Annotated in this window: 12 protein-coding genes; 4 read left to right on the top strand and 8 right to left on the bottom strand. The window is 67.0% G+C overall.

Translation table 11 applies throughout. The annotated features are described in order from the left end of the window. Positions 1–308: 308 nt before the first annotated feature. Entirely contained in the window at positions 309–611 is a 303-nt protein-coding gene (locus G9408_RS13185) for a hypothetical protein (RefSeq protein ID WP_168454443.1), read from the bottom strand. A gap of 67 nt (positions 612–678) precedes the next feature. Between G9408_RS13185 and G9408_RS13180 the strand changes: the two genes are divergently transcribed. Continuing rightward, a complete protein-coding gene (locus G9408_RS13180) occupies positions 679–3,972 on the top strand; it encodes a type ISP restriction/modification enzyme (RefSeq protein ID WP_235957790.1) in 3,294 nt (1,097 codons plus the stop codon). 97 nt (positions 3,973–4,069) lie between these two features. Here the strand turns inward: G9408_RS13180 and G9408_RS13175 are convergent, their stop codons facing one another. From G9408_RS13175 to G9408_RS13165, 3 genes are all read right to left on the bottom strand, one after another. Further along, positions 4,070–4,972, bottom strand: coding sequence for a transposase (locus G9408_RS13175; RefSeq protein WP_210423362.1), 903 nt, complete (start codon positions 4,970–4,972; stop codon positions 4,070–4,072). After that, positions 4,957–6,069, bottom strand: a complete 1,113-nt coding sequence (locus G9408_RS13170) for a HEAT repeat domain-containing protein (protein WP_168454442.1) — start codon at positions 6,067–6,069, stop codon at positions 4,957–4,959. Before G9408_RS13170 ends, G9408_RS13175 begins: the two co-directional genes overlap by 16 nt. Before the next feature lie 70 nt (positions 6,070–6,139). After that, the gene (locus G9408_RS13165; RefSeq protein WP_168454441.1) at positions 6,140–6,286 is read right to left on the bottom strand and encodes a hypothetical protein; all 147 of its coding nucleotides are present in this window, start codon (positions 6,284–6,286) and stop codon (positions 6,140–6,142) included. A 164-nt stretch (positions 6,287–6,450) separates the two neighbouring features. On the opposite strand from G9408_RS13165, the gene G9408_RS13160 reads away from it, so the two are divergent. Both G9408_RS13160 and G9408_RS13155 read left to right on the top strand, forming a co-directional pair. Continuing rightward, complete coding sequence (locus tag G9408_RS13160; RefSeq protein WP_168454440.1) at positions 6,451–7,401, top strand: WD40 repeat domain-containing protein; 951 nt, start codon at positions 6,451–6,453, stop codon at positions 7,399–7,401. A 97-nt stretch (positions 7,402–7,498) separates the two neighbouring features. After that, on the top strand, positions 7,499–7,651 hold the full coding sequence (locus G9408_RS13155) for a hypothetical protein (protein ID WP_168454439.1): 153 nt from the start codon (positions 7,499–7,501) through the stop codon (positions 7,649–7,651). 20 nt (positions 7,652–7,671) lie between these two features. Here the strand turns inward: G9408_RS13155 and G9408_RS13150 are convergent, their stop codons facing one another. The 4 genes from G9408_RS13150 to argH all read right to left on the bottom strand — a co-directional run bounded on the left by G9408_RS13150 (position 7,672) and on the right by argH (position 11,686). Then, positions 7,672–8,451 (bottom strand): precorrin-2 dehydrogenase/sirohydrochlorin ferrochelatase family protein, encoded by a 780-nt coding sequence (locus G9408_RS13150; protein WP_168454580.1) that lies wholly within the window; start codon positions 8,449–8,451, stop codon positions 7,672–7,674. A 141-nt stretch (positions 8,452–8,592) separates the two neighbouring features. Then, on the bottom strand, positions 8,593–9,852 hold the full coding sequence (gene lysA / locus G9408_RS13145) for a diaminopimelate decarboxylase (protein WP_168454438.1): 1,260 nt from the start codon (positions 9,850–9,852) through the stop codon (positions 8,593–8,595). A gap of 179 nt (positions 9,853–10,031) precedes the next feature. Next, on the bottom strand, positions 10,032–10,283 hold the full coding sequence (locus tag G9408_RS13140) for a hypothetical protein (RefSeq protein ID WP_168454437.1): 252 nt from the start codon (positions 10,281–10,283) through the stop codon (positions 10,032–10,034). After that, positions 10,283–11,686: an argininosuccinate lyase gene (gene argH, locus G9408_RS13135; protein ID WP_408021878.1), complete on the bottom strand. Its 1,404-nt coding sequence runs from the start codon at positions 11,684–11,686 to the stop codon at positions 10,283–10,285. The genes G9408_RS13140 and argH overlap by 1 nt, the downstream gene beginning before the upstream one ends. On the opposite strand from argH, the gene G9408_RS13130 reads away from it, so the two are divergent. After that, positions 11,658–12,281 (top strand): TlpA family protein disulfide reductase, encoded by a 624-nt coding sequence (locus G9408_RS13130; RefSeq protein WP_168454436.1) that lies wholly within the window; start codon positions 11,658–11,660, stop codon positions 12,279–12,281. The two genes, argH and G9408_RS13130, sit on opposite strands and share 29 nt — an antisense overlap. Positions 12,282–12,394 lie beyond the last annotated feature (113 nt).

The raw sequence follows: 12,394 nt of genomic DNA, 5'->3' as shown, positions 1-12,394 counted from the left end.
GCCACAAAAGCCCCGCGTGCGCACGTCGGGATTGTGTCCTTTGTGGCTTTAGCGATCCAAAGTTCAGGAAAGTTCAGCCCAATGGCGCATCCCGTCCCGGCCGTTCGCGACGGCGCCAAAGGTCGCGAAGGTGACCCACCCCGCGCACGGACGAAACATCGCAAAGGTCGCGCGCACCCGCGACGTTCGGCGCGAGGCGATCGGGCAGCAGATTTCAACGAGTTAAAGAGCCAGCGGCAAGATGCTGGCATGGCGAGATAATGTAGGAAAGGGGTTTTTCGCGCGGAGACGCGGAGGGCGCGGAGGGATCAGGCGGCCAACAGTTTTTCCAGCCGCTCGACCTCTTCGGCGAATTCGAAGCGGAGCTGATCGCGCTCATCCTCGGGAAGCCAGTTCGCCATCTGCGGAAAGACGGTCTTGTGATACTGGAAGGTCCGGCGATCCCACGGGCAGCGGTCGGTCGCGCCCTTGGCAGTGGCCAGCACGTCGTGCAGTTCGCGGCGCACCTCTTCGCGATCCGGCTCATAGGAGCGAGGCTTTGGCGCATCGCCGAGATCAAAGCCCATCTGGCGCGGTGCACCTGGGAAAAGATCAACGATTTCTTCTGCCATTTCCGTTCCTTTGGCGGTTGCCCGCGCCGCCGCGTCTGTGCCAATAGCTTGTGACGCAGGGGGACGAATGACGCAAGCCGATCGCATCAAAAAAGCTGTGGGCGATTTCGGCGCGGCAGCGAAAGCGAAGCTGGCCAATCCGGCCGCGAGCGGCCAGCCCGAAGATCAACTGCGCGCACCGCTCGAAACCCTGTTCACTGCGCTTGCCGCCGAAGCCGCACCCGCCGCGAAAATGCACATGGTCGGTGAATCATCGCTCGCCGACCTGAAAACCCGGCCCGACTATGCGGTCACGGTGAACAATGCGCTGATCGGCTTTGTCGAAGTCAAGGCACCTGGCAAGGGCGCCGACCCGCGCAAGTTCAAGGACAAGCATGACAAGGCGCAGTGGGACCGGCTGAAGGCACTGCCGAACCTGATCTATACCGACGGCAATGGTTTTTCGCTGTGGCGTGACGGCGAGCTGCAAGGCGGTGTCGTCCGATTGACCGGCGATATTGAAAGCGACGGCGGCGCGGTCGAGGCACCCGCAAGCCTGCTGACGCTGGTTCACGATTTCCTGACGTGGGAACCGATCGCGCCGCGCAATGCGCGCCAGCTCGCCGCCATCGCCGCGCGGCTCAGCCGCTTTCTGCGCGACGAAGTCATCGAACAGATGGAGCGGGGCAGCCAGCCGCTGATCGAGCTGCGCGACGATTGGCGCGGGCTGTTGTTCCCCGAAGCGAACGACGAGCAATTCGCCGACGGCTATGCACAGGCGGTGACGTTCGGGCTGTTGATGGCGAAATCGCGCGGGCTGAAACTATCCGAAGGTTTTGCTGATGTTGCGCGCGAACTGGGCGAAACCAACACGCTGATCGGCGTCGCGCTGCGCCTGCTCACCGACCAGCAGGGGCCGGTGCTGGTCACCTCGCTCGACACGATGCTGCGCGTGCTGGACGTGGTTGACTGGTCGAAGGTGTCCAAGGGCGATCCCGAGGCCTGGCTCTATTTCTATGAGCATTTTCTGGAGGTTTACGACAACAGCCTGCGCAAGAAGACGGGAAGTTATTACACCCCACCCGAGGTCGTGCAGACGATGGTGCGATTGTGCGACGAGGCACTAAAATCGTCGGCACGCTTTGCGGTGCCGCAGGGGTTGGCCGGACCCGAAGTGCATGTCGCCGATCCGGCGATGGGATCGGGCACATTCCTGCTGGGCGTGATGCGCCAGATTGCGGCGACGATCGAGAACGATCAAGGCGCGGGCGCGGTTGGCCCGGCGATGACCGCGATCGCGCAAAGGCTGATCGGATTCGAGCTGCAATTCGGTGCCTTTGCCGTCGCGCAATTGCGGATGCTGGCCGAGATGATCGAATATGGTGCGGCGGGCAGCCCGCGGCTGTTCGTAACCGACACGCTGGGCGATCCGCACGCCGAGTTCGAAAGCGGCACCGGCATTTATCGCGAATTGTCGCGGTCGCGGCGCGAAGCGAACGAGATCAAGCGGTCGCAGCCGATCACGGTGGTGATCGGCAATCCGCCATATAAGGAAAAGGCCAAGGGCAAGGGCAGCTGGGTCGAAAGCGGGTCGGGCAACCGCGCCGCGCCGCTGAACGACTGGCAGCCCCCCGCCGCGTGGGGTGTCGGCGCGCACGCCAAGCATTTACGCAACCTCTATATCTATTTCTGGCGCTGGGCGGCGTGGAAGGTGTTCGAACAAGGCGCGGGCGGTCGCGACCTGCAGCCGCCGGTCGAGGAGCATCTGTCGGGGATCGTGTGCTACATTACTACGGCCGGTTTCCTGAACGGCCCCGGTTTTCAGATGATGCGGTCCGACTTGCGGAGCAAGTGCGACGAAATCTGGGTAGTGGATTGCTCGCCGGAAGGCCATCAGCCGGAAGTGGCAACGCGCATTTTCCAAGACGTTCAGCAACCTGTTTGCATCGTTCTGGCTTCTCGCTCTCCTGCAAACTGCTCTGACGTTCCAGCAAGTGTGAAATATCGTGCCTTGGGCAAGGGATCTCGCGACGAAAAGTTCGCTGAACTATCTCGCATAACCCTCGATTCAGTTGGATGGGATTCTGGAGCAAAAGGTTGGCGAGCTCCGTTTCTTCCGGAATTTTCTGGCGGATGGGCAGATATGGTTCCGTTAGACTCCATCATCGGAGACTGTGGTTCGGGCGTCATGCCCGGTCGGACTTGGATCATCGCACCAGACGCCGCTTCTCTATATAACCGGTGGGATAAATTGGTGCGAGAGCCGAACGCTGAAAAACGGCGCGACTTGTTCCATCCGCATTTGCGAAACGGTCTCGCCGGTGATCGCCATATCGACAAGCCTGCCAGTGGATTAGCGCCGCACCAAGAGCCGACGGAAGCAATCGGCGCAATGATCGCACGAGGCGAAATTCCGCATTTGGTAACCCCGATTTTGATCGGCTATCGCTCGTTTGATCGACAGTTCATGATTCCTGACGCGCGGCTCATCAATCAGCCTAATCCAAGTATTTGGAAGAACCATAGCAGCAGCCAAGTTTATCTCACGGCATTAATGTCCCACAGTCCCACGGGCGGTCCCGGACTCTCTTTCACGTCGCTTATTCCAGACCTCAGTCATTATCGCGGTTCTTTCGGCGGCCGCGTCTTCGCCCTCTGGAAAGACGCCGCCGCGACCGACGCCAATATCGCGCCGGACATACTTGCCGAACTCGCGCGAGCCCACGGCGCGCCGGTCGATCCGGTCGATGTCTTTGCCTATGTCGCGGCGCTGCTCGCGCACCCGGCCTATGTCGAAACCTTCCGCGATGATCTGGTACGCCCCGGCCTGCGCGTGCCGCTGACCGCCGATGCGGCGCTGTTCGCCGAGGCGGCCAAGCTGGGGCGCGAGGTGATATGGCTGCACAGTTTCGGCGAGCGTTTTGCCGACGGGCACCCGGCGGGACCGCCGCGCATGCCCGAGGGGCGCCGCCCGACGATCCCAAAGGATGGCGCGATTCCCGCGACACCCGAGGGTTTTCCCGACAGCATCGATTATGATCCCGAATTGCAGCAGCTGAAAATCGGCACCGGCTTTATCGACCATGTGCCGCCCGCCGTCTGGGCCTATGAAGTGTCGGGCAAGCAGGTGCTGCGCCAGTGGTTCAGTTACCGCAAGAAGGACCGCGAGCGGCCGCAGATCGGCGACCGCCGCAAGCCGTCGCCGCTGGGCGATATTCAGCCCGACCATTGGCTGAGCGAATATACAAGCGAGTTGATTAACGTGCTGAACGTGCTGGGGTTGCTCGTCGAGCTGGAACCGGCGCAGGCCGACCTGCTGAAGCGCGTGTGCGACGGGCCGCTGATCCCGGCATCGCGGTTGGCGAACGACGAGGCGGGGTAAGGCGCGAGGGCGGACGCTCGCCGCCGCGCCTTACCGCCCCTGCCCCTCCGTCAGCGCTTTGCGCTCCCACCTCCCCATGGCTTCGCCACAGGGAGGATCATTCTGCCAGCCACCGCCGACAATCATCCCGCACCCGCGCGTCCGCATCGCGCAGCCCGCGTTCCAGCACCGCCGCCCTGCCCTCGCCCTCCTCCGCCACCGCTGCGAGCGCGGCGATCGCGTTGGCGCGGACGCGGGGGACGGGGTGCGCCTTGGCGAAGTGGGCGGCGATGTCGTGGGCGTCGTCGCTGAGGTGCACCGCGCAGCGCAGTAGCATTTCGCTGCTCGTCAGCGTCGGGCGTTTGGCGATCGTGCCGCGTCCCTGCGCTTGCCGGCCGAGATCGACGATATATTGGTCGCGCCAGGGGACATGGTCGCCCTCGTCCATGATGTTGAGGCTGACCGACAGGCTTTCGGGCGGGAGCTGGCGGTGGATGTCGCGGTGGGCGCGGTAGAGCATCATTTTGCCTTCGCTTAGCTGGCTACGCTCGACGAATTTGAGGGCCAGCGGTTCGCCGCGGCGCCCGTCGACCGTTTCCGGATCAACTTCATAATAGTCGCTGACATAGCCGGGACCGAAATAGCCGACGGTGAGAAAGCTGAAATTATGGTCGTGCGCGACGCCGTAGGAGAAGGCCGCGGGGCCGCTCGCGGTGGTGACGGCGTCGCCTGCGGCGGGCCAGAGGTTGGCGCGGAGGTAGAAACCGCGCGGGCTGCGGTGGAGGAGGAAGACCTGCGCCGAATAGCGGTTGATTTCGAGTTGGTCGGCGTAGCTGGCCTTCAGCGCGGCGATGACGCGGTCGGCGAGGAACGCGCGGTTGCGTTGCAGCCCCGCGAGGAGGGTAGCGCAGCGCGCGATGCTGGCTTCGTCGGCGAGGTCGACGCCGTGCTGGTCGAGGGTGGCGGTGACTTCGGTCAGGGTGAGCGGGGGGCCGGGGGGCGGGGTTATGGCGCGGGGCATGGGGCTTCCTTTAAGCCCTCCCCCTTGGGGGAGGGTTTGGGTGGGGCATGTTCCGCCGCGTTGGGAGTAACAGGCCCTCCCGTGTCACGAGTCACGTGCCTCGTGACACCCCCTCCCGCAAGCGGTAAGGGAGATAAGAGCGCCAGCGTGGCTTCTGCAGCGGCGCGCACCTCCGGGTGGGGGTCGTGCGCCGCCATGCGGGTGAGCGGAGCGCGGGCGGCAGCGGGGGCTAGCGCGATCAGTTCGCGCATCGCGTGCCAGCGCGCGGCGAAATCGCTGCTGTGGGTTTCGGCGTCGAACAGCGGCGCGGCGTCGGCGCGGCCAAGGTGGCGGAGCAGGGTCAGCGCCATGGCGCGAAAGCTGCTGTCGCGGCGGGACGCGCTGACGTGGAGGAGGCGGCCGGTGGCGGGGTCGTAGCTGCGGATCGGCAGGCGCGACGGCGGCTGGACGGTGAGTTCGAGGAAAAGCGTGTCGCGGCCGCCGGGGATGAGCGAGAAGCTTTGCCGCGCGGTGTCGAGGTGGAGCGTCTCGCCGCGGTGCAGCGGGCGCGGCGCGGTGGTGTGGCAGGGCGCGGCGGCGCGCGCGGTGAAGGCGCCGACTTCCTCGGCGGGGGTGACCGCGACGCGGTGCTCGCAGAGCTGCGCACCGCCGCTGACGAGGATGTGAAGCGCGGCGCGGCCGGGGACGAAGATCGCGGGCGCGGCGGGCGGCGCCGGGCGCGCCGCGGCAGGCCACAGGCGGAGGGTCAGGCGGATGCCGCCGCGATCGGCGAGCACGAGGCCACCTGGGGCGCCGCTCTCGCCGCCCCCGAAGGCACGGAGCGGCGGGCGCGCGAAGGGGTCTGCGCGCAGCAGCGCGAGCGCGCTGGCGAGGCGGGCGGCGAGCCAGTCTGGATCGGTGAGCCACGGGAGCAGCGCGGCGATCGCGGCGTCGGCGGGGGCGTCCGCCTGCGCATCGATGGCGGCGAGCAGGCCGTCGGGGGCGGTGTCGATCGCGGTCCATGCGGCGGCGAGTTCGCTCACCGCGCAGCGGATCGCGGTGCGGCGCGCGAGGTCGGCGCGGGGGAAGTGATCGTGGCGCGAGGCGCGGGCGGGCATCTTGGCTGGAGCAAAGGGCGATGCGCGGGAAAGGACGGGCGGCGCCCCGCTGCCCCTTCCCGCCGCTTCGTCAGTCGTGGATGATCAGCGCGATGGTGACCGCGATCTCGAACACCGACGGCCCCGACGAGGCGCTTTCGCTGACGAGCGAGCCGAACAACCCGACCGCGGTGTCGAGCAAGGGCAGCGCGTCGATGTCGATGGCTGGCAGACCCATATGTTTCTCCTGTGGTGACCGGCGGCGCGACCTGCCGCCGGGGTGCAGGGTTAGGAAGCCGCGCCCCGTGCGCCAGTTAACTTGTCGTAATGTCGCTGGTCGAAGGCGGCTTGCCCGCGCGCGACGGCGGCATAGGATGGCGGAAACGAACCGGGAGATTTGCCATGCGCCGCACGATTGCCACCGCCCTTGCCGCCCTGCTGCTGGCGGGGCCCGTCGCCGCCGAAACCTTGCTGATCGGCAACAAGGGCGAAGATACGCTGAGCCTGGTGGCGCTGGCGTCGGGCGCGGAGCTGGCGCGGCTGCCGACGGGCAAGATGCCGCACGAGATCGCGGTGTCGCCCGACGGCAGCCAAGCGGCGGTGGTCGCTTATGGCGGGACGACGATCGACGTGTTCGATGTTGCGGCGCGGCGCAAGCTGAAGACGATCGACCTCAGCCCGAACCAGCGGCCGCACGGGCTGCTGTGGCTCGCCGACGGGCGGCTGGTCGCGACGACCGAGGGCAGCGAGTCGGTGGCGGTGGTCGCGCCTGATGGGACGGTGACGTCAATTTCGACCGGGCAGAAGGGGACGCATATGGTCGTCGTCGCGCCCGACAACCGCACCGCCTATACCGCCAATATCGGGTCGGGGACGGTGAGCGTGCTCGACCTGAATGCCGGGACGAAGCTGCGCGATCTGGTGATCGGCGGCAAGCCCGAGGGGCTGGCGCTGGCAAAGGGCGGGCGCGAGCTGTGGGTCGGCGATCTCGATGCGCCGCGGGTGACGGTGTGGGATGTGGCGACCGGTGAGAAGGTTGCCGAGCTGCCGGTCGATCCGGTCGCGATCCGGGTGCTGGCCAGCCCCGACGGCAGGCTGATCGCGACGAGCAACATCGGCAAGGGGACGATCAGCCTGTTCGACGCCGAAACGCGCGCGCCGGTGCGGACGATCCAGGTGTCGGAGGGCGACGCGGCGCGGCAGGTAACCTTGCTGTTCAGCGCCGATTCGAAGCGGCTCTATGCCGCCGAGACGGGGGTCGACAAGGTCGCCGAGGTCGATGTGGCGAGCGGCAAGGTGCTGCGCCGGATCGCGGCGGGGAAGCAGGGCGACGGGCTGGCGATCGCGCCCTGAGGGCGGTTTATCGGGTGGGCAGATTTGGGGTGGGAAGCGGCCATACTGTTCCCCGGCGAAAGCCGGGGCCCAGGGCGTTGAAAACAAACATTGCGTGATGGCCGCTCTGGACCCCGGCTTTCGCCGGGGAACTGCCGACTTCGGTCGTTCCCGACCTCTCATCTTCCGTCATCCCGGCGAAGGCCGGGATCTCACCTTATCGTCGAACCGCACCGGCGAGATCCCGGCCTTCGCCGGGATGACGATGTAATGATGGTCTGCTTTCGATCGCTAGCAGTCTTGCGGCATGTCCAGCCACAGCGACAAACCCGTCGGGGCATCCGGTGGTGGCGCGTCGACAACATGCCGCACTGCGTCGGCGCGGGCGCGGGTGAGGATCGCGGGGGGGACCGTCGCGGGGTGGAAGATATGGTCGGCCTCGCCGAGCAGGCGCGCGGCGCGGAGGGTGAGGTCGTCGGGGTCGGCGCTGGTCAGGTGGATCGTTTCGAGGCGCGACGCCTGCGGCGCGGCGTCGCTCGCCAGCCAGACCGAAACCTTGTCTCCCGCTCGGTCGTCGAGCGGGTCGAGCGCGCCGCCGCTGGCAAGTGCGGCGTCGATGGCGCGGCGGCGGTCGGCGGCGGCGGGCCAGCGCGCCTTCATCGCGTCGCGCGCGGCATGGAGCGCGGTCGCGAGTGCGCCGAGGCGGGCGGGCAGCAGAGATTCGATGCGTTGGCGGACGGCTTTCGCGAGCCCCGCCGAGGCGCCGCCGGTGCCGATTGCGATAGTGACGGGGGCGCGGTCGACGATCGCGGGGGTGGTGAAATCGCACAGCTCCGGCCGGTCGACGACGTTGACGAGCAGGCCACGGGCGCGAAGCTGATCGGCGGCGGCGCGCGCGGCGGTTTGGTCGTCGAGCGCGACGAAGGCGATGGTGGCGCCCGGCTCCCACGCGGGGACGATGCGCCCGCCGGCGCGTTCGATCAGGCGGGCCTTGGCGGCAGCGGCCTCCCCCTCGCCCACCAGCACGGCGGTGCGGCCGGTGAGGTTCAGGAAGATCGGGAGTTGGTGCATGAATTTGCCCTTTTTCTCGTCATGCCGGACTTGATCCGGCATCCCTGACCCCTGTCGCGCCGTTGGGCCATGGACCCCGGATCAAGTCCGGGGTGACGAAGAAAAGATAGCGTCGCTGCGTATTCACGCAACCAGGCTGGCTCAATCAATCCAGTCCGGCACGCGTTCCGCCGCCATGATCGTGCCGGCGGCGATGCGGTCGGCGACGACGACGTAGCGGTCGCCGTCAACGAGAACCTCGGGAACCAGACTGCGGCTGTTGTAGGTCGACGCCATCGTCGCGCCATAGGCACCCGCGGTGCGGAACACCGCGAGGTCGCCGGGTTCGACCGCGTCGGTCACGCGGTCGCGCGCGAAGGTGTCGCCGGTTTCGCATACCGGGCCGACGATCGACGCGGTCATCTTTTCGCCGGTCGGCTGTACCGCAACGAAGTCGTGATAGGCGTCGTAGAGCGCCGGGCGCGCGAGGTCGTTCATCGCGGCGTCGACGATGACAAAGGGGTTGGTCGCGCCCGGCTTGACCCACAGAACCTCGGTCAACAGCACCCCGGTGTTGCCCGCGATCACGCGGCCGGGTTCGAACATCAAGGTGACGTCCCAATCCTTCGTCACTCGCGCGACCATCGCGCCATAAGCGGCCATGCTGGGCGGATTATCCTCGGGCTTGTACGACACGCCGAGCCCGCCGCCGAGATCGACGTGGGTGATGCTGTGCCCCGCGGCGCGCAGGTCGGCGATCAGGCGACCGAGCCGCTCGAACGCGGCTTCGAGCGGGTCGAGGCTGGTCAGCTGGCTGCCGATATGGACCGCGATGCCGCGCATCTGGAGCCCGGGCAGCGCGGCGAGGCGGTCGAACATCGCGGGCGCGACGTCGATGCCGACGCCGAATTTGTTGTCGGCCTTGCCGGTCGAAATTTTCGCGTGGGTACCGGCGTCGACGTCGGGATTGACGCGCAGCACCGCGCGCGCGGTCATTTCCTTCTGGAGCGCGATTTCGGCGAGCGCGACGCCTTCGGCCTCATGTTCGATATTGAACTGGCCGATGCCGCGATCGAGCCCCAGCGCGAGCTCGGCGCGCGTCTTGCCCACGCCTGAAAAGACGATGTCGTCGGGCGCCATGCCCGCGGCAATCGCGCGTTCGAGTTCGCCGCCCGACACGACGTCGGCGCCATAGCCCTGCCGCGCCAGCACGCGCAGCACGCCGAGGTTGGGGTTGCTCTTGATTGCAAAGGCGAGGTGCTTCTTCGGCACGTCCTTCAGCGCGTCGCGGAATTCGCGCGCATGCGCTTCGAGCATCGCGCGCGAATAGACATAGACGGGGGTGCCGATTTCTTCGGCAAGGCGCGGCAGCGGAATGTCTTCGGCGTGGAGGACGCCGTCACGAAGGGCAAATTGATCCATTGGAAAGTCCTAAAGCTCTGTCTTGATTACGTTAAGCCGTTCGTCCTGAGGAGGGGCTGAGCCTGGCGAAGACCCGTCTCGAAGGATGTTTTCGCAGCCTTCCTTCGAGACGCCATTTCGGCAAGCTCAATGGCTCCTCAGGACGAACGGTGGTTCGTGGCCCGATCTTTCACTCACCCTCAGCCCGGAGGCGGCAAGTCGAAATCATCGGGTTCGCGTTGTTCGGACCGTTTGAGAAGTTCGTCGCTGCGCGCGGGGCGGGCCTGCGCGTCAGGCGTCGTGAGCTCCTCCGTGGTCGGGGCGCGCGTGGCGCCGACGGGGACGACCGGCGCGGGCTGGCCCGCCACCGGTTTCAGATCTTCCTTGCTGCCGCAGGCGCCGAGCAGCGCCGATGCAGCCAATGTTGCGATGATGAGGCGCTTCGTCGCCATCAATTCGATCCTTCCAGCGCGGCGCGGGCCGCAGCGATCGCCTGCCTTACCCGTTCCGGGGCGGTCCCGCCATAGCTGGTGCGGCTGGCGACCGACGCCTCGACCGTCAGCGCCGCGAGCACGTCGGGGGTGACCGCGGCGTGGATCGCGGCGGCATCGGCGGCGGGCAGCGCGGACAATTCGACGCCCAGTTCCTCGGCGCGCTTGACGCAGGCGCCGACGACATGATGCGCCTCGCGAAACGGCAATCCGTTTTCGCGCACCAGCCAGTCGGCAAGGTCGGTCGCGGTCGAATAGCCCGAGGCGGCGAGCGCGCGCATGCGGTCGGTGCGAAAGGTCAGCGTTTCGACCATGCCGCTCATCGCGGCGAGCGACAGCGCGAGCGCGTCGAAGGCGCCGAAGACGGTTTCCTTGTCGTCCTGCAGATCCTTTGAATAGGTGAGCGGCAGCCCCTTCACGATCACCGCGAGCCGCTGGAACGCGCCGAGCAGCAAGCCCGCGCGCCCGCGTACCAGCTCGGCGGCATCGGGGTTGCGCTTTTGCGGCATGATCGAGCTACCCGTCGACCAGGCATCGGGCAGGCTGATGAAGCCGAAGGGCTGGCTGGCCCAGATCACGATTTCTTCGGCGAGGCGCGACAGATGGATCGCGGCGATCGACGCCGACGCGCAGAATTCGAGCGCGAAGTCGCGGTCGGACACCGCGTCGATGCTGTTCGCCATCGGGCGGTCGAAGCCCAATGCGGCGGCGGTGGCGTGGCGATCGACCGGGAAGCCGGTGCCCGCGAGCGCGGCGGCGCCGAGCGGCGATTCGTTGAGGCGGCGGCGCGCGTCGGCAAAGCGGCCACGGTCGCGGCCCAGCATCTCGACATAGGCGAGCAGATGGTGGCCGAGTGTCACCGGCTGCGCGACTTGCAGATGCGTGAAGCCGGGCATGATGCTGTCGGCATGTTCGTCGGCGCGCGCCAGCAGCGCCGTCTGCATCGCGGCGAGCCCCGCGTCGATGCGCTCGCACGCGGTGCGCGTCCACAGGCGGAAATCGGTCGCCACTTGATCGTTGCGCGAGCGCGCGGTGTGGAGGCGCCCGGCGGCGTCGCCGACCAGTTCCTTCAGCCGTGCCTCGACGGTCATGTGGATGTCTTCGAGCGCGAGATCGACGGGGACGCCGTTCGCGGCAAATTCACTGGCGATCTGCGCGAGGCCGCGGTCGATCTGGACCGCATCGTCGGCGCCGATGATCCCGGCGGCGCCGAGCATCGCGGCATGGGCACGGCTGGCGGCGATATCCTCTTCCCACAGGCGCTTGTCGATCGGGATCGAGGCGTTAATCTCTTGCATGATCGCCGCGGGTCCGCCACCGAAGCGGCCGCCCCACATGCTGTTACTGTCCGGAGTATTCGCCATCCGCCGCGTTCCAAGCCCGTCCGTTGCAATCCTTGGCCTGCTGCTGGCCGGATCAGTCGCGGGCTGCGATAGGGAAAAGGCGGGCGCGGAGCAAGCGGGGCAAGGCCAAGCAAATGTTTCGGCAGGCCAAGCGAAGGGCGTCGGCCAGTTCGAATATATCGTCGATAGGAGCCACAAGGGCAAAGCGGCGCCGACCGCGGCCTTTACCGGTCCCGACGATGCAGCAGTGACGCTGGCGGCGTTCAAGGGCAAGCCGCTGTTGGTCAATCTGTGGGCGACCTGGTGCGCGCCGTGCGTCGCGGAAATGCCGACGCTGGATGCGCTGGCGGCAGAGAGCGGCGAGGCGATGGCGGTGATCGCGGTGGCGCAGGACCTGCAGGGCGCCGCAGTCGTCGATCCGTGGTTCCAGAAGGCGGGGCTGAAGGCGCTCCAGCCTTATCTCGATCCCGAGAACGGGTTGCTCGATGCCGCCAACAGCGCGTTGCCGACGAGCATCTTTTACGATGCCGAGGGGCGCGAGATCTGGCGCGTGGTCGGGGCGATCGATTGGCAGGGGGATGAGGCGAAGGCGTTGCTGGCGGAGGGCAAGACATAAAATCACCGTCGCCCCCGCGAAGGCGGGGGCCGCAAGCGACCTGACCCGACATCGCTGCGTAAAACGACAGCGGCCCCCGCCTTCGCGGGGGCGACGGTGAAGAAGAAAAGGGC

This window comes from Sphingopyxis microcysteis (genome assembly GCF_012274265.1).
In the GTDB taxonomy this organism is placed as follows: Bacteria; Pseudomonadota; Alphaproteobacteria; order Sphingomonadales; family Sphingomonadaceae; genus Sphingopyxis; species Sphingopyxis microcysteis.
This window is presented reverse-complemented; position numbering and strand designations above follow the sequence as displayed.